28 protein-coding genes are annotated in these 26,768 nt (G+C 67.1%); 7 read left to right on the top strand and 21 right to left on the bottom strand.

Going from position 1 to position 26,768, the window contains the following annotated elements; genetic code table 11:
* Window positions 1–45: 45 nt before the first annotated feature.
* From NJH59_RS13615 to NJH59_RS13600, 4 genes are all read right to left on the bottom strand, one after another.
* A complete protein-coding gene (locus tag NJH59_RS13615; protein ID WP_043863178.1) occupies window positions 46–513 on the bottom strand; it encodes a VUT family protein in 468 nt (155 codons plus the stop codon).
* 62 nt (window positions 514–575) lie between these two features.
* Window positions 576–788: a DUF1289 domain-containing protein gene (locus tag NJH59_RS13610; RefSeq protein WP_043863177.1), complete on the bottom strand. Its 213-nt coding sequence runs from the start codon at window positions 786–788 to the stop codon at window positions 576–578.
* Complete coding sequence (locus NJH59_RS13605; protein ID WP_054915036.1) at window positions 788–1,312, bottom strand: gamma carbonic anhydrase family protein; 525 nt, start codon at window positions 1,310–1,312, stop codon at window positions 788–790. The genes NJH59_RS13610 and NJH59_RS13605 overlap by 1 nt, the downstream gene beginning before the upstream one ends.
* Window positions 1,313–1,352: 40 nt before the next feature.
* Window positions 1,353–1,952, bottom strand: a complete 600-nt coding sequence (locus NJH59_RS13600) for a CoA pyrophosphatase (protein WP_043863175.1) — start codon at window positions 1,950–1,952, stop codon at window positions 1,353–1,355.
* A 131-nt stretch (window positions 1,953–2,083) separates the two neighbouring features.
* On the opposite strand from NJH59_RS13600, the gene NJH59_RS13595 reads away from it, so the two are divergent.
* Together NJH59_RS13595 and NJH59_RS13590 are read left to right on the top strand one after the other, a co-directional pair.
* Entirely contained in the window at window positions 2,084–2,632 is a 549-nt protein-coding gene (locus NJH59_RS13595; RefSeq protein WP_043863174.1) for an NUDIX hydrolase, read from the top strand.
* A 34-nt stretch (window positions 2,633–2,666) separates the two neighbouring features.
* Window positions 2,667–3,224 carry a L,D-transpeptidase family protein gene (locus tag NJH59_RS13590; protein WP_054915039.1) on the top strand — a complete coding sequence of 186 codons (558 nt, stop codon included), beginning with the start codon at window positions 2,667–2,669 and terminating at the stop codon, window positions 3,222–3,224.
* 89 nt (window positions 3,225–3,313) lie between these two features.
* Here NJH59_RS13590 and NJH59_RS13585 read toward each other — a convergent pair whose 3' ends face one another.
* From NJH59_RS13585 to NJH59_RS13530, 12 genes are read right to left on the bottom strand one after another with little or no spacing between them, the layout of a single operon-like run.
* On the bottom strand, window positions 3,314–3,937 hold the full coding sequence (locus NJH59_RS13585; protein ID WP_157811421.1) for a general secretion pathway protein GspN: 624 nt from the start codon (window positions 3,935–3,937) through the stop codon (window positions 3,314–3,316).
* 20 nt (window positions 3,938–3,957) lie between these two features.
* A complete protein-coding gene (gene gspM / locus NJH59_RS13580) occupies window positions 3,958–4,344 on the bottom strand; it encodes a type II secretion system protein GspM (protein WP_054915041.1) in 387 nt (128 codons plus the stop codon).
* Window positions 4,341–5,441: a type II secretion system protein GspL gene (locus tag NJH59_RS13575; RefSeq protein WP_253086883.1), complete on the bottom strand. Its 1,101-nt coding sequence runs from the start codon at window positions 5,439–5,441 to the stop codon at window positions 4,341–4,343. The genes gspM and NJH59_RS13575 overlap by 4 nt, the downstream gene beginning before the upstream one ends.
* The gene (locus NJH59_RS13570; protein WP_054915042.1) at window positions 5,438–6,025 is read right to left on the bottom strand and encodes a prepilin-type N-terminal cleavage/methylation domain-containing protein; all 588 of its coding nucleotides are present in this window, start codon (window positions 6,023–6,025) and stop codon (window positions 5,438–5,440) included. The genes NJH59_RS13575 and NJH59_RS13570 overlap by 4 nt, the downstream gene beginning before the upstream one ends.
* Window positions 6,022–6,390 (bottom strand): type II secretion system protein, encoded by a 369-nt coding sequence (locus NJH59_RS13565; protein ID WP_054915043.1) that lies wholly within the window; start codon window positions 6,388–6,390, stop codon window positions 6,022–6,024. The genes NJH59_RS13570 and NJH59_RS13565 overlap by 4 nt, the downstream gene beginning before the upstream one ends.
* Window positions 6,387–6,827, bottom strand: coding sequence for a type II secretion system minor pseudopilin GspH (gene gspH, locus NJH59_RS13560; protein WP_253086882.1), 441 nt, complete (start codon window positions 6,825–6,827; stop codon window positions 6,387–6,389). The genes NJH59_RS13565 and gspH overlap by 4 nt, the downstream gene beginning before the upstream one ends.
* A 2-nt stretch (window positions 6,828–6,829) precedes the next feature.
* A complete protein-coding gene (gene gspG, locus NJH59_RS13555; protein WP_253086881.1) occupies window positions 6,830–7,264 on the bottom strand; it encodes a type II secretion system major pseudopilin GspG in 435 nt (144 codons plus the stop codon).
* 13 nt (window positions 7,265–7,277) lie between these two features.
* Window positions 7,278–8,480, bottom strand: a complete 1,203-nt coding sequence (gspF, locus tag NJH59_RS13550; protein WP_058541460.1) for a type II secretion system inner membrane protein GspF — start codon at window positions 8,478–8,480, stop codon at window positions 7,278–7,280.
* Window positions 8,481–8,483: 3 nt separating this feature from the next.
* The gene (locus NJH59_RS13545) at window positions 8,484–9,932 is read right to left on the bottom strand and encodes a GspE/PulE family protein (protein ID WP_078480108.1); all 1,449 of its coding nucleotides are present in this window, start codon (window positions 9,930–9,932) and stop codon (window positions 8,484–8,486) included.
* A gap of 5 nt (window positions 9,933–9,937) precedes the next feature.
* Window positions 9,938–11,893, bottom strand: a complete 1,956-nt coding sequence (gspD, locus tag NJH59_RS13540; protein WP_058541458.1) for a type II secretion system secretin GspD — start codon at window positions 11,891–11,893, stop codon at window positions 9,938–9,940.
* Between the two features lie 4 nt (window positions 11,894–11,897).
* Complete coding sequence (locus NJH59_RS13535; RefSeq protein ID WP_058541457.1) at window positions 11,898–12,323, bottom strand: hypothetical protein; 426 nt, start codon at window positions 12,321–12,323, stop codon at window positions 11,898–11,900.
* Window positions 12,320–13,960 (bottom strand): hypothetical protein, encoded by a 1,641-nt coding sequence (locus tag NJH59_RS13530; RefSeq protein WP_058541456.1) that lies wholly within the window; start codon window positions 13,958–13,960, stop codon window positions 12,320–12,322. Before NJH59_RS13530 ends, NJH59_RS13535 begins: the two co-directional genes overlap by 4 nt.
* A gap of 228 nt (window positions 13,961–14,188) precedes the next feature.
* On the opposite strand from NJH59_RS13530, the gene NJH59_RS13525 reads away from it, so the two are divergent.
* A complete protein-coding gene (locus NJH59_RS13525) occupies window positions 14,189–16,240 on the top strand; it encodes a PhoX family phosphatase (RefSeq protein WP_229589572.1) in 2,052 nt (683 codons plus the stop codon).
* Window positions 16,241–16,261: 21 nt separating this feature from the next.
* Here the strand turns inward: NJH59_RS13525 and gspK are convergent, their stop codons facing one another.
* The gene (gspK, locus tag NJH59_RS13520) at window positions 16,262–17,227 is read right to left on the bottom strand and encodes a type II secretion system minor pseudopilin GspK (protein WP_253086880.1); all 966 of its coding nucleotides are present in this window, start codon (window positions 17,225–17,227) and stop codon (window positions 16,262–16,264) included.
* Window positions 17,228–17,368: 141 nt separating this feature from the next.
* Here gspK and tatA point away from each other — a divergent pair, with 141 nt between their 5' ends.
* From tatA to tatC, 3 genes are read left to right on the top strand one after another with little or no spacing between them, the layout of a single operon-like run.
* On the top strand, window positions 17,369–17,581 hold the full coding sequence (gene tatA, locus NJH59_RS13515) for a twin-arginine translocase TatA/TatE family subunit (protein WP_253086879.1): 213 nt from the start codon (window positions 17,369–17,371) through the stop codon (window positions 17,579–17,581).
* Entirely contained in the window at window positions 17,581–17,868 is a 288-nt protein-coding gene (gene tatB, locus NJH59_RS13510; RefSeq protein ID WP_054915051.1) for a Sec-independent protein translocase protein TatB, read from the top strand. The genes tatA and tatB overlap by 1 nt, the downstream gene beginning before the upstream one ends.
* Entirely contained in the window at window positions 17,865–18,611 is a 747-nt protein-coding gene (gene tatC, locus NJH59_RS13505; RefSeq protein ID WP_054915052.1) for a twin-arginine translocase subunit TatC, read from the top strand. Before tatB ends, tatC begins: the two co-directional genes overlap by 4 nt.
* Before the next feature lie 99 nt (window positions 18,612–18,710).
* Here the strand turns inward: tatC and NJH59_RS13500 are convergent, their stop codons facing one another.
* Both NJH59_RS13500 and purL read right to left on the bottom strand, forming a co-directional pair.
* Window positions 18,711–19,022 carry a YqfO family protein gene (locus NJH59_RS13500; protein ID WP_054915053.1) on the bottom strand — a complete coding sequence of 104 codons (312 nt, stop codon included), beginning with the start codon at window positions 19,020–19,022 and terminating at the stop codon, window positions 18,711–18,713.
* 2 nt (window positions 19,023–19,024) lie between these two features.
* A complete protein-coding gene (gene purL, locus NJH59_RS13495) occupies window positions 19,025–22,924 on the bottom strand; it encodes a phosphoribosylformylglycinamidine synthase (RefSeq protein ID WP_043860639.1) in 3,900 nt (1,299 codons plus the stop codon).
* Between the two features lie 236 nt (window positions 22,925–23,160).
* Between purL and mltF the strand changes: the two genes are divergently transcribed.
* Window positions 23,161–24,621: a membrane-bound lytic murein transglycosylase MltF gene (gene mltF / locus NJH59_RS13490; protein ID WP_043860640.1), complete on the top strand. Its 1,461-nt coding sequence runs from the start codon at window positions 23,161–23,163 to the stop codon at window positions 24,619–24,621.
* An 84-nt stretch (window positions 24,622–24,705) separates the two neighbouring features.
* On the opposite strand, the gene tadA is transcribed toward mltF, so the two are convergent.
* Together tadA and NJH59_RS13480 are read right to left on the bottom strand one after the other, a co-directional pair.
* On the bottom strand, window positions 24,706–25,188 hold the full coding sequence (gene tadA / locus NJH59_RS13485; protein ID WP_054915054.1) for a tRNA adenosine(34) deaminase TadA: 483 nt from the start codon (window positions 25,186–25,188) through the stop codon (window positions 24,706–24,708).
* Window positions 25,188–26,570: a multicopper oxidase family protein gene (locus NJH59_RS13480; protein ID WP_043860642.1), complete on the bottom strand. Its 1,383-nt coding sequence runs from the start codon at window positions 26,568–26,570 to the stop codon at window positions 25,188–25,190. The genes tadA and NJH59_RS13480 overlap by 1 nt, the downstream gene beginning before the upstream one ends.
* Window positions 26,571–26,768: the final 198 nt, after the last annotated feature.

The following is a 26,768-nucleotide window of genomic DNA, read 5'->3' as shown; positions in this document are numbered from 1 at the left end:
AGGGCCGCCCCAGCACGGTGCAACCCGGTGAAAAGAAGCGCCATTTTACATGGCGCAGGCGTTCTTGCGTGCGCGCCAGGCCATCGCCAGCCACACCACCGTCACCCCGGCGAACTTGGAGCCCAGCGCGGTACCGACCACGGCCGGGGTCAGTGCGCCGATCATGCCGAAGAAGATGAAGGTATCCAGCGGGATGCTCAGCGCCGAGCTGAGCCACAGGCGGTCATGCAACGGGCGCTTGGTGATGCTGAACACCAGCCAGTCGATCAGCTCCGATACCGCGAACGCGGTGGCGCTGGCCAGGGCAATGGCAGGCTCGGAGGTGATATAGGACAGCACCAGGGCGCCAAGCATGGCCAGCAGGGCGCCGTGGCCGAAGCGGGTCTGCACCATGTCGCGCAGGATGAACACCAGCCCGCCCCAGGCGGACCAGATGACGTCCAGGTGCGGGGCACTGGAGAACGCGTAGTTGATCAGCACCACGCTGGCGATATAAGCAATCAGAAAGAACATAGAAACACCGGTTGGCAAGCCGTACAGGGTACTTGAGTGCCCCCGCACGGCCAAGCCCGGGATCAGCCGGCGGCCTTGCCCACCGTCATCACCAGCCCCGCCGCCACGGCGCGCTCATGGCACAGCACCAGCACCTGGCGTCGTTCGTCGTTGGCCATGCGGCCCCAGCGCGTGATCTCGCTGGCGGTGCGCTGGCAGCCGGTGCAGATATCCTGCTCGTCCAGCGCGCAGATATGCACGCAAGGCGAGGCCACCGGTCGTTCAGGGCTGCTCATCAGTCCTCCTGGGGTACAAGGTCACGGGCATAGCGCTGGGCGTTGTGCACATAGTGGGCAGCGCTGGCCTCGAGCAGTTGCTGCTGCGCAGGGGTCAGTTCGCGCACCACCTTGCCCGGCGAGCCGACCACCAGCGAACCATCGGGAATCTCGCGCCCCTCGGGCACCAGCGCATTGGCGCCGATGATGCAGTGCTTGCCGATGCGCGCACCATTGAGGATCACCGCACCGATGCCCACCAGGCTGTAGTCGCCGACCGTGCAGCCATGCAGCATGGCGTTGTGGCCGACCGTCACGCCCTTGCCCAGGGTCAGTGGCCAGCCCATGTCGGTGTGCATCACCGTACCGTCCTGCACGTTGCTGTTCTCGCCGATGTCGATCAGCTCGTTGTCGCCGCGCAGCACCGCGCCGAACCAGACGTTGGCCCCCGCCTGCAGGCGTACCTTGCCGATCAGCGTGGCGGTGGGCGCTACCCAGCTCTGTGGGTGGGTTTCGACGCGCAGGTCGCCCAGACGGTATTTCATGCGTGGTTCCTCACGGTGGGAAGGCGGCGGGTGGGCCCGCTCATCTTGTAGGGGTGCGCTCAGGCGGATGGTGCAGGCTGATGCGCGCATCGTAAAGCAGGTTGACCAGCTCGACGATCATGATCGCCGACAGGCCCCAGATCTTGTACTCGCCGAAACGGTAGCTGGGCACGTACCAGCTGCGGCCCTGGTAGTCGATGCGGTGGGTATGGTCGCGCGGGTCCTGGCGGAAGAACTCCAGCGGCACGCTGAACACCGCGGCAATCTCGGCATCGTTGGCGCGGTACTCGACATAGTCGGGAATCAGCCCGACAAACGGCGTGACCTTCAGCCCGTGCAACGAGACCAGCGGGCTCAGCGGGCCGATGACTTCGACCAGCCCGGGCGGCAGGCCGATTTCCTCCTCGGCCTCGCGCAGCGCGGTGAACACCAGGTCCGGGTCTTCGGGGTCTCGCCGCCCGCCGGGGAAGGCCACTTCGCCGCCATGGGTCGAGAGCCCCTTGGCGCGCAGGGTCAGCACCAGTTCGGGCGACTCGCTGCGGGTGATGGGCAATAACACGGCAGCCTCGGGGAACCGACGATCGGTCTCCAGGGTGCCCGGCGTGTGACTGCTCATTCGGCGAAGTAACTCGTCCAGCATGGTCTCTCTCGTTCTGTCGGGTCTCTGCATGATGCACCAAAGGCGCAGCCCGCCCAAGCCCCCGCGACAATCGCGCTTGCGGGCCTGCGCGCACTGGCGCGAAGATAGGCGCAGCCACCAGGAAGATAAGCATGAATTACTGCAGTGCGTGCGGCAAACCGGTCACTCATCGCATCCCCGACGGCGACAACCGCCTGCGTCATGTCTGCGATCATTGCCATACCATCCATTACCAGAACCCCAATATCGTCGCCGGCGTGCTGCCCAGCCATGGCAGCCAGGTGCTGCTGTGCCGACGCGCCATCGAGCCGCGACGTGGCTACTGGACCCTGCCGGCCGGCTTCATGGAAAACGGCGAGACCATGGAACACGCCGCCCGCCGCGAGGCCGACGAGGAAGCCTGCGCGCGCCTGGGGCCGATGGCCCTGTACCAGCTGTTCGACCTGCCGCACATCAACCAGGTGCACGTGTTCTACCGCGCCGAGCTGGCCGACCTGGCATTTGCGGTGGGCGTCGAGAGCCTGGAAGTGCGCCTGTTCGAGGAAAGCGAGATCCCCTGGGACGAGCTGGCTTTCAGGACCGTGAGTCGTGCCCTAGAATGCTACTATCTCGACCGCCAGGGGCAGCATTACCCGGTACGCACCGAATGCCTGTCCCCGCGGGTCGAACCGCTCACTTGAACCCCAACGTCGCCACTTTCAGGGATACCGTTTCATGCGCTGGTTGCTTGCCCTCTTCTGCCTCGGTGTGGCGTCGGTGTCCCAGGCGGCGTTCACCGAAACCATTGTGCGAAAACCGCTTGGCCAGGTGACGCCCTCGACCCCGGCGCCCACCCCCTCCGGCGCCCCGTTGATCGACAAGGTGCTGGTGATCAAGTCCGAACGCCGCCTGCAACTGATGAGCGGCGACACCTCGATGAAGAGCTACCGCATCTCGCTGGGCAAGCAGCCCACCGGTGCCAAGCTGCGCGAGGGCGACAAGCGCACGCCCGAGGGGTTGTACTGGCTCGACTGGCGCAAGGTGTCCGACCGTTACAACCTGGCCATCCACGTCTCCTACCCCAATGTCAGCGACTCGGCCCGTGCCCGCCGCGAAGGGGTGAAGCCGGGCAGCATGATCATGATCCACGGCACACCGGACAGTGCGGACTACCCCGAGGCGCTGTTCCACACCCTGGACTGGACCGAAGGCTGCATCGCCATGACCAACCGCGACATGCGCGAAGTGTGGAACCTGGTCAGCGACGGCACGCTGATCGAGATTCGGCCCTGACCGAGCGTGCCCCTTCCCCGGCTCCTACCTGCCGCCCCCCCAAACCTGCAGGAGCCGGCCTTGCCGGCGAAAAAGCGCCCACTGGCGAATCACCAATTGAAGGACCACCGCACCGCGTGCTCTCCGGCCTGCAGCCACTGCCCGCCGACCAGCACCGGATACAATGCCGCCCCCTGCTCCACCTGCCCTTGCAGCGTACCGCCTGCCACCCCCGCGTCCAGCGCCAGGTGGTGCTGCCCCGCCGCAGCCAGTCGCGCCGATAGCCGCCAGCCTTCGTTGCACACCACGCGCACCTCGCCGCGCCCCAGGGCCAGCGTCCATGGCGCCACCAGGGCCAACTGATCCGCCACCAGCGCACCCTGCCCGCTCACGCACCGCGCGCCACGCCCACTCAGTGCCAGTTGCCCCGACCACTCACCCCCCAGGCGATACGCCGAAGCCACACGGCTGGCCGGCCCCTGCGGCATGACGCTCGCTTGCCAGTCCCACGGCCAGCCGCGCAATACCAGCCCCCAGCGCTGGCCCTGATACCCTGCCTGCACCTGCACCGCCCACGGGCGCACCTGCCAGCTCAACGGGCCAACGTCGCCGATCCGCCCGGCCTGCCCCTGCCACACGCTACCGGCCACGCCCTGCGCAGGCCACGGCGCAGCCTTGAACAACCAGCGCGCCGGCAACCCCGCCAGCAACGTCAGGCAGAACACCAACAGCATCCACCCCAACCTCCTGCGGCTCATCGCGCCAGCACCAGATCGAAACTCAGGCCCGACGGCGCCTGCTCCAGCCCCCATTGAAGCGGCTGAACGCCTTCACGCTGCAAGCTCAGCAACCACGCCTGAAGCCGCCGCTCGTCCTTGACCTGGCCGCGCACCTGCCACCCCGCGTCAACCGGCTGCACGTCGCTGAGCACGAGCTGCTGCGCCGCAGCCGACTGCTGCAATCGCTCCAGCGTCACCTCGGCGCCTGAGTGCATGGCCGTCGCCGAGGCGGCCAGTTCGCGCCACTGCGAAAGCTCGCGCCATTGGCCAAGGCCTTCGCGCACCACCAGGCTCAACAACAAGAGGGCCACTGCGGTCCAGGCCAGCGGCATCAACCAGCGCCGTGCGGTGACGCTGCTCATGCTCCTGCCCCCAGGTCGAACACCAGTTGCACGGCATCTGCCGTGGTCGGCTGCACCGCCACCTGCGCCCCGGCACTGGCGGCCATGGCAGCCCACGGCGTGTCCGACGGTGCCTGCGCACCCTGCAACTGCAAGGTCCAGCGTGTGCCATCAAACCGCGCACGCTGCAGCCGCCAGCCAGGCTGCGCCGAAAGCCACTGCACCATGGCGCCCTGCAATGCCTCCAGCTGGCGCAGTCGCAGGTTGCGCTCATCCCGCGTCTGACGCTCGCGCTTGAGCCACTGCGTAGCCTGGCGCGGGGTACTCAGCGGCCCGGTCACGGCCACCACCTGCGACTTGTACAGCGTGACCTGGCGCCACTGCAGGCCGAGCCACAGGCCACACCACACCACACCCAGCACGGCGCAGGCCGTCGCCAGGCGCCGTTGCCCCTGTGCCAGGTGCGGTCGCGCGCGGGGCGTGCGGCGCAGCTCGAACAGGCCGGGCAGACGTTCCAGCGCCGCCAGCGACGCCGGCCACGCGCCCTCGAATGCCTGCACCTGCCTGTCGCACCACACCGGCGGCGGGGTTGCCCCCAGCGCCGTCGGCCAGGCCAGCCACGCCTGGCGCCGGTCGGCGCCACAACTCTTGAACAGGCTCAGGTCCGGGCTGCGTCGCCAGCACCAGGCATCGCCGGGGGCAAGCTCCGGCAGCAGCTGGAACTCCGCCCAGCAGCGCTCGACCTGCAGGCCCCAGCCCTGGCAAGCCTGCAACCAGCCCGCCAGGCGTTGCCGGTCAATCACCGCCAGCTCAAGCCATCCCGAACCTCGCGACACACAACCGACATGGATCGCCTCGGCTGGCTGCAACACGCGATCTTCAAGCAGCAATGGCCACTCTTCACGCTTGAGACCCGGCGGCGCCTGCAAATGGAAGTGCGCGCATTCACTGCCCGGCACCACCAGCGCCACGCGATCGGCACCTTCCGGCGGTTGCCCGTGCCCCGCGCGCAGCACCTCACCGGCCCTCACCTGCAGCCAGCTCCAGCCGGCCTCATCGGGGCGCACCAGCAACCACGACCCAGGCTGGCGCCGTCGCCAGTATCGAATGTCAATCATTGGCTCTCCGGCAGGGCAAACGTACACACATAGGGGGCTCCATCACGCTGGAACTCGAGCCGTACACCACGATCGGGCGCAGCGCGTTCGGCAGAGGGCCAGGCCAGCCAACGACTGCCCTGGCGAAATTCGAAAACGGGGCTGGACACCCCGGTCAGGCTGTCGCGCAGCACCCAGTGCGGGCGCTCGACGGCATACAGGTCGGCAGAGGTCTCCAGCAGCAGGCGTGCATCGCGCCGGTCATAGCGCAGGCGTTGGCGCTGCAAGCGCGAGCCGCCTTCGGCCGCCGGCCACGCCGCCAGCGCCACCCATTGCAGCTGCAACTCGGCAGGCTGCCAGTCCAGCCAGTTCAAGGCCAGGGGCAGGCGCTGCTCGTACAACTGGCGCAGCACCGTGGCGTCGAAGCGGCGCTCCAGCCCGAGGCAAAAGCTCAGCACCGGGCTCGCCTGCGGCGCTTGGTCGAGTCGCTCACGTACGCTCAGCCAGCCATTGACCAGCGCCGCCAGCAGCACGCCCAGTACAGCGGTCAGTGCCAGCGCCACCAGCAGTTCGAGCAGGGTCAGGCCCTGCTGCCTGCGCCTCACGGGCGCACCAGAAACAGGCGGTACTGACCCAGCGGCTCACGTTCATCGCGGTCGGCAAACAGGCGCAGTTCGCCACCGCGCAGGTTGCGCACGCCGGTGGAACCCAGTTGCAACCGCCAGTGGCAGGTGCCCGGCCCCTGACGCAGCTCGCCGCTACTCAGTGCCTGCGCCGGCCAGTACTGCTCCACCACAAAGCGCGCCTGCAGTTCCCGGGCACACAGGCTGCCCAGCCAATGCTGCTGCACGCCCTGCTGCACCACCAGGCGCTGGCGCAGTACCTGGCTGCTGATGATCGCCATGGTCGCGGCGATGCCCAGGGCCACGCTCACTTCGAGCAGAGTGAAACCACGCTGGCGGGCCTTCATGGCACGTTCACCACCTGCAGGCCGGCAGCATGACGCCAGTGCCAGCGCTGCCGGCCCTCGGCCCAGCGCCACTCCAGCCTCACCGGCCGGGCCAGCCCGGAGGGGGTGAATATCACCCGTGGCGTGCTGCCCGCAGGCCAGTCCGGGCGCAGCCCGGCCGGCCACTCGCCCAGCGCCACCGGCTCCACCTGCCACTGGTCGCCCTCGACCAGGCGCACGAACTCGGGCCGCTGCCCGTTCCAGCGCAGGCCGCGCACCTGCCCGCCATGCAGGGCCAGGTCGGCCTGCGCCCGCGACGCCGCGGCCAGGCGCTCCAGGGCCTGGTGCAAAGGCGCCTTGGCACTGTCGAGCGAGGCCACCGCCAGGGCGCTCATCAACCCGGCGATGGCGATCACCACCAGCAGTTCCAGCAGGGTGAAGCCACGCTGGGCCGGCATGCCTAGAGGTCCCAGTTACCAATGTCGGCATCGATCCCCTCGCCACTCTCCACCCCGTCGGCACCCAGCGAATAGATGTCGATGCGCCCATGCTGGCCCGGCGCCCGGTACTGGTACGGTGTGGCCCACGGGTCCTGCGGGAGCCTGCGAATATAGCCATCGGCCCGCCAGGCACGCGGCACCGGCTCGGCCTGCGGCTTGCTCACCAGGGCCGACAGCCCCTGCTCGGCGGTGGGGAAGCGCAGGTTGTCGAGGCGGTACATGTCCAGCGCCTGCTCCAGGCTCGACAGGTCGGCCATCACCTTCTGCTTCATGGCCTTGTCCTGGCTGCCCAGCACACTGGGCGCCACCAGCGCGATCAACAGGCCGATGATGAAGATCACCACCATGATTTCCATCAGGGTGAAGCCGTGCTGGCGGGAACGTCGTGTCTGCATGGTAGTGCTCCTATTAAAGTGTGAGGCCCTGGTTGAGCTGCATGATCGGCAACAGCACCGCCAGCACGATGAACAGCACCACCGCGCCCATGACCAGGATCATCAGCGGCTCGAACAACGCCATCACGGTGTCGACCTGACGGGCAAAGCCGCGCTCCTGGTTGTCGGCCACGCGCTCGAGCATGTCGGGCAAGGTGCCGCTGGCCTCGCCGCTGGCGACCATGTTCAGCAGCATCGGCGGGAACTGCCCGCTGGCATCCAGCGCGCGGTGCAGGCTGACGCCGCCTTGCACATCGACCTGCACCCGCTCCAGCGCCAGGCGAATGCGTCGGTTTTCCAGGGTGGCGGTGGCCACCTGCAAGGCTTCGAGCAGCGGTACCCCGCTGCCGACCAGAATCGCCAGGCTGCGCGACAGCCGCGCGCTTTCCAGCACCCGCAGCAGCGCACCCACGCGCGGCAGGCGCAACAGCAGGTCGTCACGGCGCAGGCACCAGTGCGGCCGACGCAGCAGCCGCGCCGCGCCTGCCGCCCCCAGCACCGCGGCGCCCAGCAGCCACGGCCCGGCCAGCAACAGGGCTTCGCTGGCGCCGATCAGCAGGCGCGTGATCAACGGCAGGCTCTGCCCGGAATGGGCGAATTGTTCGGTCAGCCTGGGCACCACGAAGCTCATCAGGCCGACCACCACCGCCAGCGACACCCCCATCAGCACGCACGGGTAGATCAGCGCGGTACGCGCCTTGTGCTGCTGGCGCTGCACCTGCTCAAGGTGGTCGGCCAGGCGTTCCAGCACCTGGGCCAGGCGCCCTGAGCGTTCGCCGGCCTCGACCAGCGCGCAGTACAGCGTTGAAAACACCCCGCCCTGGCGTGCCAGGCTGCGGGCCAGGCCCAGCCCCTCTGCCAGCGCGCCGCGCACCCCCACCAGCAGATTGCGCAGGGCCGGCTCCACCAACTGCCGCTCAAGGGTGGCCAGGGCATCCACCAATGCAATGCCGGCCCCTGTCAGCGTGGCCAGTTGCCGGGTCAGTTCACACAGCTGTGCGCGGCTCACGCGCTGGCGCCGTGGCAACACCTGCGCGTTGCCCTGCACCTGCAACTGGCGCGCGAACAGCCCCTGCTCGCGCAGCAACTGGCGGGCATGGCGCTCGCTTTCGGCCTGCAGGCTGGCCTTGAGGGTGCGCCCGGCGAGGTCAACGGCCTGGTATCGGTAGGTCGGCATGGCTCAGCCCTGCACCGCGCGCAGCACTTCGGCCAGGCTCGTCTGGCCCTGGCGCAGGCACTCGCTGGCCATGCCGGCCAGGCTCTGGCGCCGGCCCTGCAGATGCGCCTGCATGGCCACCTCACTGGCCCCGTCATACAGCAGGCCGATCAGCCCGGCGTCCAGCTCGATGAACTCATACAGCCCCAGCCGGCCGCGATAGCCGCTGCCCTGACACTGCGCGCAGCCCACTGCGTGATAACTGTGCTCAAGCTCGACCAGCTCCGGCCACAACGCCCGCTCGGCCGCCTGCAATGGCTGCGCCACGGCGCAACTGCACAGGCGCCGCACCAGGCGCTGGGCCATGACCCCGCGCAGGCACGAGGCAATCAGAAAAGGCTCCACGCCCATGTCGCGCAGACGCGTCACCGCGCCCACCGCACTGTTGGTGTGCAGGGTCGAAAGCACCAGGTGGCCGGTGAGGCTGGCCTGCACCGCAATCTGCGCGGTTTCGCGGTCGCGGATTTCGCCAAGCATGATCACATCCGGGTCCTGGCGCAGAATCGCGCGCAAACCGCTGGCAAAGGTCAGCCCGGCACGCGGGTTGATGGCGGTCTGGCCGATGCCGGTGATGGCGTACTCCACCGGGTCCTCGACGGTGAGGATATTGCGGCTGCCGTCGTTCAGGCTGTTGAGGCTGGCGTACAGCGTGGTGGTCTTGCCCGAACCGGTCGGGCCGGTGCTCAGCACGATGCCGTTGGGTCGCCCCAGGCAGGCGCGCAGGCCCGCCTCGACGGCACCGGGCATGCCCAGGTTGCCCAGCGAGAGCAGGCTGGCCTGCTTGTCGAGCACGCGCATCACCACTCGCTCGCCGTGGATACCCGGCAGCGTCGAGACACGTACATCGACCTCGCGCCCACCCGAGCGCAGGGTGATGCGCCCGTCCTGGGGCTGGCGCTTCTCGGCGATGTCCAGGCGCGCCATGACCTTGATCCGCGACACCAGCATGGCCGACAGCGCACGTGGCGGGCGCAGCACCTCGCGCAGGTGGCCGTCGACCCGCAGGCGCACCACCAGGCTCTGCTCGAAGGTTTCCACATGGATGTCCGAGGCCTGCTGACGCAGCGCCTCGCCGAACAGCCCGTTGATCAGGCGGATCACCGGGGCTTCGTCATCGCTTTCGAGCAAGTCCTCGACCCGCGGCATCTCGCTGATCAGGCCGTCCAGGTCGACCTGTTCGCCAATGCCCTCGATCAGCGCCGCCGTGGCGTTCTCGCCGGCCTGGTACAACTGGCCCAGGCGCGTGTCGAACTCCCCCGCGTCGAAATGGCACACGGTCTGGGGCGCGCCATACACCCGCAGCAGCTCGTGCAACTGGTCGCTGTCGACATCCGGGCGCAGCCACAGGCTCCAGCCGTCGGCGCCAGGCGCCATGGCCAGCCCGCCCTGGCGCGCCAGGCGATAGGGCAGCAACGGCTTCACCAGGTGCCCTCGTCCAGGCGCTGGCGGCTGGCCGGGAACACCCGCAGCAACTCGCTGCCATCGGCCAGGCTGGGCAGGGCAAGCGGCGTGGTCTGTTGCAGGTTGCGGTATTTTTCGCTGCTGAGGCTGGTCAGGCTGGCCCCGTCACGCAGGATCCGCGGGCGGATGAACACCATCAGGTTCTGCTTCACGCCACGGCTGGCATCGGAGCGGAACAACCGGCCCAGACCGGGGATATCCCCCAGAAACGGCACCTTCTGATGGCTGGAGGTGACCTCGTCGCTGATCAGCCCGCCGAGAATGATCAGGCCGTTGTCCTCGACCATGACCTTGGTCTTGATCTCGCGCTTGTTGGTGATCACGTCGCTGGCCGCAGCGGTGTCGGCAATCGACGAGACCTCCTGCACGATGTCCAGGCGCACGGTGTTGTCACTGTTGATCTGCGGCTTGATGCGCAGTTTTACACCGACCTCCTTGCGCTCGATGGTCTGGTAGGGGTTGGTGTTGTCCTGGGTTACCGAGCCGGTCACGAAGGGCACTTCCTGGCCGACCAGGATCGACGCCTCGGCGTTGTCCAGGGTCAGCAGGGTCGGGGTCGACAGCAGGTTGAAGCCACTGTTGCTCTTGAGTGCATTGACCAGCATGGCGAAGTTGAAGCCGCCGCCGAAGTTGCCGATGCCGGCCGTCACGCCGTTCACGCCCGACAACAGTTTGCCCAGCGCCGCGTTGTCGCCGCTGGCCACGGCCCCGGCAATGCCGGTGATGCTGGCACCGCCGGTACCGAAGTTGACTGCGCCGGCACCGAATTTCTCGTCGGCGAACAGCCACTGCACGCCCAGCTCCTGGGCCCGCGAGTCGGACACTTCGGCGATGATCGCCTCGACCACCACCTGCGCACGGCGGATGTCCAGTTGCTCGACGATGGTGCGGTAGGCCGCCAGCTCGCTGTCGGGCCCGACCATGACCACGGCGTTGGTACCCTCCTCGTATTCCAGGCGAATGCCCGAAAGGTTGACCGGCACGGGCGCCTTGGCGTCCTTGTCAGCTTCGCCCGGCGCAGCGCCGGCATCCTGGCTGAGGCTGCGCAGCACCTTGACCACCTCGCCGGCATTGGCGTGACGCAGGTAGATCACCTGAGTGTTGGAGCTGCGCAATGCGTCGCCGGGGCGGTCCAGCTGCGCCAGCAAGGCACGCACGCGCTCGCGGCTGTCGGCACTGCCGCGCACCAGCAGGGCATTGCTGCGCGGGTCGGCGACCACCTGGGCACTGTCGGCGCCCTGCTCGCGGGCCAGCAGGCGGGTGATCAACTGGCTGGTATCGCTGGCGCTGGCATGGTGCAGCGGCATCACCTGCAGCGGCTCCTCGCTGACCTGATCGAGCTGGCGCAGCAGGCTGTCGATGCGCTCCAGGTTGCTGCGCCAGTCGGTCACCACCAGCAGGTTGGCGGCCGGGTACGGCGTGATCACCCCCACACGGGGGTCGATCAGCGGCTTGAGGATCGCCAGCATCTGTTCGCTGGCGGCGTTGCGCACGTTGAACACCCGGGTGGCGATGCCATCGCTGCCGGCCTGGGCCTTGCGCCCGCTCTCGACGGGCACCGGCTCCAGCCGCGCCGCCTGATCGGGCACGATCTTCACGCTGCCGTTGGGCAGGTCCACTGCAGCAAAGCCCTGGGCCCGCAGCTGGGCCAGGAAGATATCGTAGATCGCCTCGCTGTCGTGACGGTCCACCGTACGTACCGTGACCTTGCCTTTTACCCGCGGGTCGACGATGAACGTGGTCCCGGTGATGCGCGACACGCTGTCGATGAACTCGCCCAGGTCGGTGTCGACGAAATTCACCTCGTACAGCGGTGTACCGTCTTCGTCCGCTACCGCTTCGGGCTCGTCGAACGCCCAGGCCAGGTTGAGCCCCAGGGCCAGTACGCCAGCCACGCAGAATCTTGCGATCATCCCTTCATCCTTGGCGCTTGAAGCCGGTCACGGCGGGCCGTGGCGGCCAGGGCAAGCGCTCGCGCCGCCCCTGGTTGTCGAAAATCAGGCCATCGTCATCGATGTCCTGCAGCACGATGCCCGGTGCCAGGCGCTGGCCGCGAACGTAGGTACGCACCGCCTGCTCGTAGCGCAGCACTACCACTGTGGCGCTGGCGGGCACGGCCTTGAGGCCGCCCAGGTAATGCACGGGCAAGCGCGTGAGCGGCAGCGCGTCACTGGCCGGCGGCGCCTGCCAATGCCCGACCAGCAGGCCGGGCAGCTCAGCCGGTTGGGCCTCTGCGGCCGGCGCCGGCAGCGGCTCGCGGGCGGCCAGCAGCACGCACTGCGCAGCCAGCCAGCCGGCCAGGCTCAACAGCACGCCGTCGAGCACGCGGCCCGGGCTGATCAACTGGCCAGCCCGCGCGGGTGCCAGCCAGGGTGGCCCTGGACGTAACGCACCTGCGGCAGGGCCAGCGGCGGCAATTGCCAGCCCGGTGGCTGCTGCACCAGCCATGCTTCCACCCGCTGCCACAGTGGCTCGCCGGCGTCGCTGTCGAATTGCAGGCCGAAGGTGCGGCACTGGCCATCCTGTACGGCTACCCCGGAGACCCGTTTGCCGCCCGGGCTGTAGCTGACCTGCCAGGGCGCGCTAAACCAGCGCGGCAAATCCTGGCTGTTGTCGAGCAGCAGCGGCGTGCCGAACAGTTGCTCGGCAGCGTTTTCCAGCACCTGCTGTACCTGGCGTGCCGGCACCTGCACCACCGGGGCCGGGTAGCTGCCGGTGAGGCTGATCAGGTGTTCGCGGGTGATCGGCTGGCCGGCCGCCAGCGGGCTGTCGTAGCGCAGCCCCGGCAACAGCACCGGTGCCCCGCTGTCATCGGCCAGCGCCTGGTGCAGCAGGTTGTCCCAGCTGCCGCCACGGGTATCGCGTCGCCACAGGTTTTGCGGTGCCTGTGCCAGGGGTTGGTCGAGCCAGGCGGCATGCCCGGCGCGCTGTTGCTGCAACTGCGCGCGCAACGGCTCGACCCGCGCGCGGGCAGCCGGCGTGAGGCGGTGTTCGAAGGCGGGATGAAACTGCGCGGTGAACTGCCAGCGCCCGTCGCGATGCAGGCAGTTCACCGCGAACACGCCGCTGGCACGGTTGCCGGCCAGCAGCACCGGCACCTGCTTGCCGCTGGCCTGCAGTACCGAGACGGGCTGCGGCCACAGGTCCTGGCCACGAGCGCACAGCAGCAGGTCGGCGTCGCTCAGACGCTCGGCCAGCCACAGCCCGGGGCCGGTGCCCACGTCCGCCAGGGCGATCACCAGGTCCGCCGCCTGGCGTGCCTGTTCGAAGGCCGGCAGCAGCGCCTGATACCACTGTTTGAGGGATGCGTTCTGGTCGCGGGCGTACGGGTCGGTAATGCCGACCACCGCCACCCTCACGCCGCCGCGGTGCAGCACAGTGAAGGCCGGCGTGCCCAGGGCCTGGGCGCGTTCGGGGGCCAGCCCCGCACCAAGCACGGCCTGACCGTACTGGCGATACAGGCCGGCGCACTGGCGCGGCCACAGCACCCGCTCATCGCTGCTCACGCGTACCTCGCTGCCCAGCATCCGGCTGCCCTGCACGCCACTGGCGCCCTGGGTCAGGTAGGCCAGGCCACTGCCGTTCCAGCCCTGGCCATTTTCCAGGGTCAGGCAGTTGCCCCGCCCCGCCGCCTCGCGCAGCTGTTCGAGCAGGGCACCCAACACCGCATACCCGCCGGTCTGTACGCCTTCGGCAAGGCTGGCGTCGAGCAGCGGGTTGAGCTCGGCACGCCCCTGGCGGGCATTGATACCGCTCATCCACGGTGCCTGGCCAAGGTGGCTGACCGGCCCCAGGCGCGTCGCCGGCACCACGGGCATGCCGGGCTGGCGCGCATCCAGGGTGTCGGCGAAATACAGCAGCTCCACCGTGCCGGCCTCTGCCGTCGACGGTGTGGCCAGGCTGGAACAGGCGGTCAGCAGCGGCGCCATTGCGCCAACGCCCATCCAGCCCAACACATCGCGTCTGTACATGCTCGCCATCTACTCCATCGCCCTCGGGCTGATCAACTGTCGCAGCGGATAGTGCGGCGAGGGGATTACAGTTTGATGGCAGTTATTCGACAGGGCGTACAAAACCCCATCCAAATCAAATGGTAAGGATTCATTTCCTTAAAGGTCTGTTCACAAAACTGCCAATCAATCATCACACTCGCTCTCTACAGTGCCGGTTTCCGTAGAAGCCACTTCACCCAACAAGGATATGAAGAGATGAGTCGAGACACCGGCGACAACCTGGACCGCAACACCAGTGGCAACCTGCCAATGGCGACTGTCCTGGATGCCTACCTGAGCCGCCGCAGCGTGGTGCGCGGCAGCCTCGGTGCCGCGATCGCGATGATTGCAGGGACGGGCCTGAGCGGCTGCTTCGACAGCGGCGGGGGCTCGAGCCACAAGCCGACCCCTCCGGTGGAACCCGAGAAACCGAAACTCAAGCTGGGCTTCAATTCCATCGCCGGTTCGCGCACCGACGCCTGCGTGGTCGCCGACGGCTACAGCGCCTACGTGCTGGCACCCTGGGGTACACCGCTGAACAGCGCGGGCAACCCGTGGAAAAGCGACGGCACCAACACTGCCGCCGACCAGGCCAACGCCATGGGCATGCACCATGACGGCATGCATTTCTTCCCCATCAACGGCAGCTCCGACGACGGCCTGCTGGCGATCAACTTCGAGTACATCGATGCCGACGCCCTGCACCCGGCCGGCCCGACCGTGGACGGCAGCGGCAAGCGCCCGGCCGAGGAAGTGCGCAAGGAAATCAACGCCCACGGCGCCGGCGTGGTGCGCCTGAGCAAGGTCAACGGACGCTGGCAAGTGGTCGACAACGACCCGCTCAACCGCCGCTTCACCACCGCCACGCTGATGGACCTGGCCGGCCCGCTGCGCGGCAGCGACCACGTCAAGACCGTGTTCTCCAACACCGGTACCCAAGCCCGCGGCACCAACAACAACTGTGGCAATGGCTTCACCCCGTGGGGCACCTACCTCACCTGCGAAGAGAACTGGCCAGGAATTTTCGTCAACACCAGCGGCGCCGTGCCGGACGATCAGCGCCGCATCGGGGTGAGCACCAGCAAGGGCAACTACGCCTGGGAAAGTGCCGCCGGCGATGCCAGCGAAGTGGACGGCGAGTTCACCCGGTTCATCCTTGACCCCACCGGCGCGACGGCCACCGACGACTACCGCAACGAAGCCAGCACCTACGGTTACATCGTCGAGATCGACCCCTATGACGCCAGCACCCGTGCGGTCAAGCGCACCGCCCTGGGGCGTTTCCGCCATGAAGGCTGCTGCCCGGCGCTGCCGGTAGCCGGCAAGCCGGTGGTGTTCTACATGGGCGACGACTCCAACAACGAGTACCTCTACAAGTTCGTCTCCACCGCCCTGTGGGACACCGCCGACGCCAACCCGAGCAACCGCCTGGCTACCGGTGCCAAGTACATGGACGACGGCAAACTGTACGTGGCGCGCTTCGACGCCGACGGCAGCGGCCACTGGCTGTTGCTGGACGTCGCCACCACCACCAAGGCCGGCACCACCCTGGGCGCGCTGTACACCGACCTGCCGGGCATCATCCTCAACACCCGTGGCGCCGCCGATGCCCTGGGCGCAACGCCTATGGACCGTCCGGAGTGGACCACGGTCAACCCGCTCAACGGCGACGTGTACCTGACCCTGACCAACAACAGCAAGCGCACCCCGGCCACTGTCGACAACGCCAACCCGCGCGGGCCGAACAAGCATGGCCACATCATCCGCTGGCACGACAGCGACGACCACCTGAGCTTTACCTGGGACATCTTCGTGTTCGGCGCCAACGCCGCCGGCAGCGCCGACATCAACCGCTCGGGGCTGACCGAACTCAACCAGTTCGCCAGCCCCGACGGGATGAGCTTCGATAGCCGCGGCATCCTGTGGTTCCAGACCGACAACGGCGAATCGACCCTGACCGACTACACCAACGACCAGATGCTGGCGGTGATCCCCACCGACCTGGTCGATGCCAGCGGCAAGCAGGTGCCGATCAATGCCCAGAACCAGGTCGACCTGCGCCGCTTCTTCGTCGGCCCCAACGGCTGCGAGGTGACTGGCATCGCCTTCACGCCGGACAACAAGTCGATCTTCGTCAACATCCAGCACCCGGAGAACTGGCCGTCGACCGACGTCGCAACCACCGTCACCCCCGCCGGCACCACCGTGCGCCCACGTGCCTCGACAGTGGTGATCCAGCGCAACGATGGCGGTGAAATCGGCGTCTAGACCCGACCGGCACCGCTGCCCTTACCAGGGCAGCGGTTCGCGCCGGGTTACCCGCACCTGCTGCACCGGCACCAGGGCATGCCACTGCACCACGCCACGGGCATGTACCTGGTACTGGCTGCGCAGCACGTGAGCGTCCTGCTCGATCTCCAGCTGCAACAGAAAGTCCCCGCTGTTGAGCAACAACCCCTCACTCAAGCGTTCGAAGGTCGCATCGTCCAGCGCACCGAGTGCCTGGCGCAAGGCGCCGGCATCCCGGTAGCCGGTGGCCGGGCGTGCAGTGACCACCCGGCTCAGCAGTGAGCGGCTCATCTTTCCCTCATACAGCGCCTCCAGCAACGGCAACTGTTCAAGGCTCAGCGCATTCGCATTGAGCCGCCAGTGCGTGGTTTCGGGCAACGCACACAGCTGCGGGTAACGGGCCTGGCGTTGCGGGTCGGGGCCCAGCAGCAGGTTCAACTCGCTCATGTCCAGCATCATCTGATTGGCCGCCAGGCGCGGCGGCGACTGGCGCAGGTAATGATCGTTCTCGGCGCCCTCACGACGCGTCTGGTGATCGCTGTCGATCCAGTCGGCCAGGGCCTGGGCCAGCTGCGCGGCGGCCATGTCGCCGCCCAGCAGGTACTGCAGTTGGCGTTCGGCACGCTCGGCATCCTCGCCCACCAGGCTGTTGACGTTGAAACAGGTGTGCAGGTCGCGGATGCGCAGGGTCGCCGAACCGCCGTCGAACGCATACGGCAGCGCCTGGCCACGCAGCGCCTGCCAGAACAGCGGGCTGGCACGCCAACTGGGGTCTTGCAGGGCCTGCTCGGCAAAGGCCAGCCCGGCCCGCTCCAGCCCGCGCGCCTGCACGCGCTGCTGCACCAGGCGCACCGCATCGACCTGGGCGCGCCCCTCCTGTACCAGCCATGCCAGGCCACCGGCGATCATCGCCAGCACCACCAGCACCATCAGCAATGCCGCGCCCTGCTGTCGCTTGCCACCCATCGTCACGCTACCTCTGCCAAAGAGCGGCCAGTCAACACGGCGGATGTTTCAGGCACATGGCAAAGGCGTTGCCCGTCACCTTTGCGTCATAAAGCGCAGGCAGGATAAACCCTTCTTTTTCATGACCTTGGAGTGCTTCACATGGGCGGTATCGGGATCTGGCAACTGGTTATCGTGTTGATGATCGTGTTCATGCTGTTCGGCACCAAGCGCCTCAAGGGCCTGGGCGCGGACGTGGGCGAGGCGATCCAGGGCTTTCGCAAATCCATGGGCAACGGCCCGCAGGCCGACACCCCGGACGCCCCTGCCCCGGTGCAGCAGGTACAGCAGGGGCAACCGGAACAACGCAACTGATGTTCGAGATCGGCTTTACCGAGCTGCTGCTGGTGGGCGTGGTGGCGCTGCTGGTGCTGGGCCCCGAACGCCTGCCGGTGGCGATGCGCACCGTGGGACGTGGCGTGGGCCAGGCCAGGCGTGCCATGGGGGCACTGCGTGCACAGGTGGAGCGTGAGCTCGACACCCAGGCACTGACCCAGGAGCTGGATGCCGAGCCACTGAGGCGTCTGGAACAGGAACTGCGCCAGGGCGTGAGCCTGCAGGCGCAGCCGACCCCGACTTCGACCAATGGACCCTGCCCATGACTGATACCCAAGCGGGCATGCCCCTGACCGCCCACCTGACCGAACTGCGGCGGCGCCTGGTGCGCTGCCTGCTGGCCGTCACGCTGGTGTTCCTGGGTTTGTTCCCGTTCGCCCAGACCCTCTATACCGCCGTATCCGAACCCTTGCGCCGTTACCTGCCCGAAGGCGCGAGCATGATCGCGACCAGCGTGACGTCGCCGTTCCTGGCGCCCTTCAAGCTGACCCTTATGGCTGCGCTGTTCGTCGCCATGCCGGTGCTGCTGCACCAGGTGTGGGGGTTCGTGGCACCGGGGATGTACCGCAAGGAACGGCGTATCGCCTTGCCATTGCTGGTATCGAGCATCGTGCTGTTCTATGCCGGCATGGCCTTCGCGTTCTTCGTGGTGTTTCCGATGATGTTCGGTTTTTTTGCCAGCGTGACCCCGGCCGGTGTGTCGATGATGACCGACATCAGCCTGTACCTGGACTTCATCCTGGCGCTGTTTCTGGCGTTCGGGCTGGCGTTCGAGATACCGGTGGCCACCTTCATCGTGGTGTGGGCGGGGGTGACGGATGTGGCGACACTGCGCAAGAGCCGGCCTTACGTGATCGTCGGATGCTTTGTGGTGGGCATGCTGCTGACCCCGCCGGACGTGTTTTCACAGACCTTGCTGGCGGTGCCGATGTGGATACTGTTTGAAGTGGGGTTGCTGGCGTGTGCGGGGGTGCAGCGCAAGCAGGAGCAGACGATGGAGGTTGCCTGATCGGACCTCTTCACCGGCAAGGCCGGCGCCTACAGGGTGTTGCGTCGCACATGAACCCTGTAGGAGCCGGCCTTGCCGGCGAAGAGGCAGACCTGCCAATCAGAAATCAGCGAGCTGCCAGACCTCGTAGGCCGGGGTCTCGTAGGGGTGGCTCGCCTTCAGGGCCGCGACTACCGGCCCCACCAGCGCATCGTCCACCACCAGCTCGACCCGCCACTCCTCGACCTGCTCGACCACCCCGCTCTGCCCGATGAACGGCTGGCTGCCGCTCAACGGACGGAACTGGCCCTGGCCCAGCACCTGCCACGCACAGCTGTCGTAGGCGCCGATGCGTCCGCCACCGGCGGCGAACACAGCGGCCTTGACCTGCTCCACATGGCTGGGCGGCACGAAGAAGGCGAGTTTGAACACCCTCAGTTCACCCAGGCCCGCGCGTTGCGGAACATGCGCATCCAGGCGGCGTCTTCGTTCCAGTCATCCGGGCGCCACGAGTTCTGCACCGCACGGAATACCCGCTCAGGGTGCGGCATCATGATGGTGACGCGCCCGTCGCGGCTGGTCAGGCCGGTGATCCCGCGCGGCGAACCGTTCGGGTTGGCCGGGTAGGTCTCGGTGACCTTGCCGTGGTTGTCGACGAAACGCAGGGCCACGCAACCGGACAGGTCGGCTTCCAGCAGTGCCTCTTCGCTGGCGAACTCGGCATGCCCTTCACCATGCGCAATGGCGATCGGCATGCGCGAACCGGCCATGCCCTGCAGGAAGATCGAGTTGGACTCCTGCACCTGGACCATCGCCACGCGCGCCTCGAACTGCTCGGAGCGGTTACGCACGAAGTGCGGCCAGAACTCGCTGCCCGGGATCAGCTCGTGCAGGTTGGACATCATCTGGCAACCGTTGCACACACCCAGGGTGAAGCTGTCGCTACGCTCGAAGAAGCCCTGGAAGGCGTCGCGGGCGCGGCTGTTGAACAGCGCCGACTTGGCCCAGCCTTCACCGGCACCCAGCACGTCACCGTAGGAGAAGCCGCCGCAGGCAACCATGCCCTTGAACTCGTTCAGGTCGACGCGACCGGCGAGGATATCGCTCATGTGCACGTCGATGGCGTTGAAGCCGGCACGGTCGAACGCCGCAGCCATTTCCACCTGGCCGTTGACGCCCTGCTCGCGCAGTACCGCCACCTGTGGGCGAATGCCCTTCTTGATGTAAGGCGCCGCGATGTCGTGGTTGACGTCGAAGCCCAGCTTGACGCTCAGGCCCGGGTTGTCTTCCTCGAGCAGGCCGTCGAACTCCTGGTCGGCGCAGTCGGCGTTGTCGCGCAGGCGCTGGATCTGGTAGCTGGTCTCGGCCCACTGGCGCTGCAGCAGGCGGCGGTCGCCGGTGAACAGCACTTCGCCGTTCAGGCTGATGGCCACGTCGGCACAATTGACCGGCTTGCCGATCACCGCCACGCAGTCTTCGCCAAGGCCGGCGGCGCTGAACTGGGCCAGCACGTCCGGGGTGGCGTCCTGGCGCACCTGGATCACCGCACCCAGCTCTTCGTTGAAGAGGATGGCCGCGACTTTCTCGCGCTTGCCGGTCAGGGTGTCCAGTTCCAGGTTCAGCCCGCAATGGCCGGCGAAGGCCATTTCCAGCGCGGTGGCCAGCAGGCCGCCGTCGGAGCGGTCGTGGTAGGCCAGCAGGTGACCGTCGGCGTTCAGGCCCTGGATCACCGCGAAGAACGCCTTGAGGTCTTCGGCGTCGTCGACGTCCGGTGCCTGGCTGGCGAGCTTGCCGTGGGTCTGGGCCAGGATCGAGGCGCCCATGCGGTTCTGGCCGCGACCCAGGTCGATCAGGATCAGGTCGGTTTCGCCCTTGTCCATGCGCAGTTGCGGGGTCAGGGTCTTGCGGATGTCGGTAACCGGGGCAAAGCCGGTCACGATCAGCGACATCGGCGAGGTCACGGTCTTCTCGCGACCTTCATCTTCCCAGCGGGTCTTCATGGACATCGAGTCCTTGCCCACCGGAATGGTCAGGCCCAGCTCGGGGCACAGTTCCATGCCCACGGCCTTGACCGCGTCGTACAGGCGCGCGTCTTCACCGGGATGGCCGGCAGCCGACATCCAGTTGGCCGACAGCTTGATGTCGGACAGCTTGCCGATGCGCGAGGCCGCCATGTTGGTCAGGGTCTCGCCGATCGCCATGCGCCCGGACGCCTGGGCGTCGAGCAGGGCCAGCGGGGTGCGCTCGCCCATGGCCATGGCTTCGCCGGTGTACACGTCGAAGCTGGTGGCGGTGACGGCCACGTCGGCCACCGGGACCTGCCATGGACCGACCATCTGGTCGCGGGCGACCAGGCCGGTGATGGTGCGGTCACCGATGGTGATCAGGAAGTTCTTGCTGGCCACGGCCGGGTGGCGCAGCACGCGCTGTACCGAGTCGGCGAGGTCCAGGGTGCTCGGGTCGAAATCGTCGCCCAGCTCGGCTTCGCGGCTGACCGAACGGTGCATGCGCGGGGCCTTGCCCAGCAGCACTTCCAGCGGCATGTCCACCGGGCTGTTGCCGAAGTGGCTGTCGGTGACGGTCAGTTGCGGTTCGGCAGTGGCTTCGCCGACCACCGCGAACGGGCAGCGCTCGCGTTCGCAGATGGCGGTGAAACGCTCCAGGTCCTTGGCGTCGACCGCCAGCACGTAGCGTTCCTGGGACTCGTTGCTCCAGATTTCCAGCGGCGCCATGCCCGGCTCGTCGTTGGGCACGTTGCGCAGCTCGAAACGACCGCCACGGCCGCCGTCGTTGACCAGCTCGGGGAAGGCGTTGGACAGGCCGCCCGCGCCGACGTCATGGATGAACGCGATGGGGTTGGCATCGCCCAGCTGCCAGCAGCGGTCGATGACCTCCTGGCAGCGGCGTTCCATTTCAGGGTTCTCGCGCTGTACCGAGGCGAAATCGAGGTCGGCAGAGCTGGCGCCGGTGGCCATCGACGAGGCAGCACCGCCACCCAGGCCGATCAGCATGGCCGGGCCGCCGAGCACGATCAGCTTGGCGCCGACGGTGATCTCGCCCTTCTGCACATGGCCTTCGCGGATGTTGCCCATGCCGCCGGCGAGCATGATCGGCTTGTGGTAGCCGCGCACTTCTTCGCCGTGGGGGGTGTTGATCGACTGCTCGAAGGTACGGAAGTAACCGGTCAGTGCCGGGCGCCCGAATTCATTGTTGAACGCCGCGCCGCCCAGCGGGCCTTCGATCATGATGTCCAGCGCGGTGACGATGCGCTCCGGCTTGCCGTAGGGCTTTTCCCACGGCTGTTCGAAGCCCGGGATCTGCAGGTTGGACACGGTGAAGCCGGTGAGGCCGGCCTTGGGCTTGGCGCCGCGACCGGTGGCACCTTCGTCGCGGATCTCGCCGCCGGAGCCGGTGGAGGCCCCCGGGAACGGCGCGATGGCGGTCGGGTGGTTGTGGGTCTCGACCTTCATCAGGATGTGCACCGGCTCCTGCACCGCGCCGTACTGGCGGGTTTCAGGGTTCGGGAAGAAGCGCCCGGCGGTGGAACCGACGATCACCGAGGCGTTGTCCTTGTAAGCGGACAGCACGCCTTCGCTGTGCATCTGGTAGGTGTTCTTGATCATGCCGAACAGGCTTTTTTCCTGGCTCTGGCCGTCGATATCCCAACTGGCGTTGAAGATCTTGTGGCGGCAGTGCTCGGAGTTGGCCTGGGCGAACATCATCAGTTCGATGTCGTGCGGGTTGCGCTTGAGGCCCTGAAAGCTAGTGACCAGGTAGTCGATCTCGTCTTCGGCCAGGGCCAGGCCCAGCTCGACGTTGGCTTTTTCCAGCGCGGCGCGGCCACCGCCGAGGATGTCGACGGCGGTCAGCGGCTTGGGTTCGGCATGGCTGAACAGGCCGGCGGCCTCTTCGAGCCTGCCCAGCACGATCTGGGTCATGCGGTCGTGCAGCAGCTCGGCGACGGCGGCCACATCGGCCTCGCTCAGTTCACCGCCGACATAGAAGGCAGTACCACGCTCCAGGCGCTTGACGTTCTCCAGGCCGCAGTTGTGGGCGATGTCGCTGGCCTTGCTCGACCAGGGCGAGATGGTGCCGAAACGCGGCATGACCAGGAACAGGCGACCGCTGGGCTCCTGTACCGGCACGCTCGGGCCGTACTTGAGCAGGCGCGCGAGCACATGCTGTTGGTCGGCACTCAGCTCGCCGTCAACCTCGGCGAAATGGGCGAATTCAGCGTACAAACCACTAACAGCGGGGACTTTCTGGCTCAGTTGCTCGAGTAATTTACCGTGGCGAAAGGCAGAAAGGGCAGGAGCGCCGCGCAGGATCAACATCGTCGGGACAGCCTCAGGAAGGGGGTGTGCTTAGAGGCCGTGCATTCTAGCCTAAACCGCCGCCGACGGCACCCGAAACGCTGCATCGGCGACAGGCCGAATGTCGGCAAGCCGACAAGAGTGCTTCACGAGATGACAAAAACCCGTCCCGACGCGGTTTTATCGGGCTGTGCTAGCAGACAAGCCGGATGTTGTCGAGATATGGCGCGGCAGGTCCTTTGCGTATACTGCACCCTATGTTTGCCCAGACTGCTTTGCGCCAGCGTTGTGCCAAATGGCTCATCGCAACCGGACTCTTCCTGATGCTCGGTGCCTGTGTTGAAAAACCCAGCACCCTGGAGCGTGTCAAGGAGGACGGCGTGCTGCGCGTGATCACCCGCAACAGCCCGGCCACCTACTTCCAGGACCGCAACGGCGAAACCGGCTTCGAGTACGAGCTGGTCCAGCGCTTTGCCGACGACCTGGGCGTGAAGCTGCAGATCGAGACCGCCGACAACCTCGACGACCTGTTCAACCAGCTCGGCCAGCCGAACGGCCCGGTGCTGGCGGCAGCGGGCCTGGTAAGCAGCGAGCAGCGCAAGCAGCAGGTACGTTTTTCCCACCCGTATCTCGAAGTCACCCCGCAGATCATCTACCGCAACGGCAAGCCCCGCCCCACCGACGCCGGCGACCTGGTCGGCAAGCGCATTCTGGTACTCAAGGGCAGCAGCCATGCCGAACAGCTGGCAGAGCTGAAAAAACAGTACCCGGCCCTGCAATATGAAGAGTCCGACCAGGTCGAGGTGGTCGACCTGCTGCGCATGGTCGACGAGGGCCAGATCGACCTGACCCTGGTCGACTCCAACGAAGTGGCGATGAACCAGGTGTACTTCCCCAACGTGCGGGTCGCCTTCGACCTGGGCGACGGGCGCGACCAGCGCTGGGCGGTGGCGGCCGGCGAAGACAACAGCCTGCTCAACGAAATCAACGAATTCATCGACAAGGTGCACAAGAACGGCACCCTGCAACGGCTCAAGGACCGCTACTACGGCCACGTGGACGTGCTCGGCTATGTCGGCGCCTACACCTTCGCCCAGCACCTGCAGCAGCGCCTGCCGCGCTACGAGAACCACTTCAAGACCTCGGCCAAGAAGGAACAGGTGGACTGGCGCCTGCTGGCGGCGATCGGTTACCAGGAGTCGATGTGGCAGGCCGAGGTCACCTCCAAGACCGGCGTGCGCGGGCTGATGATGCTGACCCAGCGCACCGCCCAGGCCATGGGCGTGTCCAACCGGCTCGACCCGCGCCAGAGCATCGAGGGCGGGGCCAAGTATTTCATGCATGTGAAGAAGGAGCTCGATGACGACATCGAGGAGCCGGACCGCACCTGGTTTGCCCTGGCCGCCTACAACGTGGGCAGCGGCCACCTGGACGATGCACGCAAGCTGGCCAAGCGCGAGGGGCTGAACCCGAACAAGTGGCTGGACGTGAAGAAGATGCTGCCGCGCCTGTCGCAGAAGCAGTGGTACAGCAAGACCCGCTACGGCTATGCCCGTGGCGGCGAGCCGGTACATTTCGTGGCCAACATCCGGCGCTACTACGACATCCTGACCTGGGTGACCCAGCCGCAGCTGGAGGGCAGCCAGGTGGCCGAAGGCAACCTGCATGTGCCGGGGGTCAACAAGACCAAGCCGGCCGACGCTTCGCCGCCGCTCTAGTTTGCAGCGCCTGTATCGCGGGTCAAGCCCGCTCCCGCAACAACGGGGGAGCGGGCTTGACCCGCGATGGTCACACCACGGTTATCAGGCCTTGGCCCGCCGAGCCCTGAAGAACTCGGTCAGAATCGCCCCGCACTCCTCGGCCAGCACCCCGCCCTCGAACAGCACCCGGTGGTTCAGAAACCCCTGGGTAAAGAATTGCCCCTGGCTCTGCACGATCCCGGCCTTGGGCTCCAGGGCGCCGAACACCACGCGGTTGACCCGCGAATGCACGATCAGCCCGGCGCACATGCTGCACGGCTCCAGCGTCACATACAGCGTGCTGCCCGGCAGCCGGTAGTTGCTGGCCGCCTGCGCCGCCGCGCGAATGGCCACCATTTCGGCGTGCGCGCTGGGGTCGCTGCCGCTGATCGGGCAGTTGAAGCCTTGCCCGATCACCTCGCCGTGCTGCACCAGCACCGCGCCCACCGGCACCTCGCCCAATGCAGCCCCCTGCGCCGCCAGCTCCAGCGCCAGGCGCATGAAGTGCTGGTCGCGGCTGCGGTCGATGATCTGCGGCTGACGCATCACGCCACCTCGATGGCGGCCATCAGACCGGTTTCCATGTGATCGATCACGTGGCAATGGAACATCCAGGTGCCGGGGTTATCCGCCACCAGCGCCACCTGCGCCCGCTCGTTCTTGCCCAGCAGGTAGGTGTCGGTGAAGTACTGCTCCGGGATCTTGTGGCGATTGGAGCTGAGCACCTTGAAACTCATGCCGTGCAGGTGGATCGGGTGCTGGTACTGGGTCATGTTCTTGAGCTCGAAGATGTAGCTCTTGCCCTTCTTCAAGGTGGCAATCGGCCGGTCGGAACAGGTCTTGTCGGTGATGTCCCAGGCCTGCCCGTTGATCTGCCACAGGCTTGGCGGCTTGCCGTTCTCGGTATTGACCGACACCGAGCCTACCCACTCGAAATTGAAGTTGATCTTCTCGGCGTTGGCCAGGTCCGGCTCGGCGATGGGGTTGGCCGGCAGCGCTGGTGGCCAGTCGCCCGGTGCCTCGCTGCTGGCCACCGAACGCAGGGTGCCCAGGCGCACCGAGCCGTCGCGCAGCGACAGCTCCTCACCGGCTGCCGGCATGCGGATGGCCAGGCAGATGCGCATGCCGGGGCCCAGCCAGTAGTCCTTGCCCAATGGGCGCGGGGTGATCGGGTTGCCATCCAGCGCATAGATACGCGCCTCGAAGTCGCCCTTGAGGTTGATGCGGTAGGTCAGGGTGTTGTCCAGGTTCAGCAGGCGCACCCGCACGATCTGCCCGGCGGGCATTTCCACCACCGCGTCGGGCTGCCCGTTGATGGTGATCAGGCGCCCTGCGGTGCCGCCACGGGCCGCTTCGCGCGGCACGCTGAACTCGACGAAGTTGCCCTGCTCGTCCACGTGCCAGTTCTTCAGGCTCAGGGTGCGCTCGTGCTTGAAACCGGTGGGCTCGCGCTCCTCCACGATCAGCGGGCCGACCAGGCCGCGGCCCAGCTCTTCGCTGCTGTTGACGTGGGGGTGGTACCAGAAGCTGCCGGCATCCGGCACGCGGAACTTGTAGTCGAAGTACTCGCCCGGCAGCACTGGCAGCTGCGACACGTAGGGCACGCCGTCCATTTCCAGCGGCAGGCGGATACCGTGCCAGTGGATGGTGGTGGCCACCGGCAGGTGGTTGATGAACCGCACCCGCAGCCACTGCCCCTGGCGCACCCGTAGCTCGGTGCCCGGCGCGGACGGGCCGAACGCCCAGGCCTGGGTGGTGTGCCCGGCCACCAGCTCGACGTCCAGCGGCGCGGCGATCAGTTCATAGTCATGCCCGGCCTGCTCGTCCTCGACCTTGCCCATCCAGTAACGTGCGGCGCCCCCGGCGCCCAGGCCAACCACCACCAGGCCAGTCAGCCCCTTGAGCATTTGTCGACGGGTAAAGGACATCGGAACAGGCACCTCGTATCGCGAAAACAGCCTGCCAGCCATGACCGGGCTGGCGGTAAGGGCGAATACGATACACCTGCATTTGCGAAACTTTAAGTGAAGAGTTGCCCCGGCAGCGGCACACGATGCCGCACCCACCCGCGCAGCACTATCTACCGCACCTGCCCGCTGGAGCCAGCCCATCCTGCCATGGCCCAG

The sequence above is a fragment of the Pseudomonas sp. VE 267-6A genome, from assembly GCF_024126555.1.
Classification (GTDB): Bacteria; Pseudomonadota; Gammaproteobacteria; order Pseudomonadales; family Pseudomonadaceae; genus Aquipseudomonas; species Aquipseudomonas palmensis.
The sequence above is the reverse complement of the archived record's forward strand: the minus strand, read 5'-3'. Positions and strand labels throughout refer to the sequence as shown.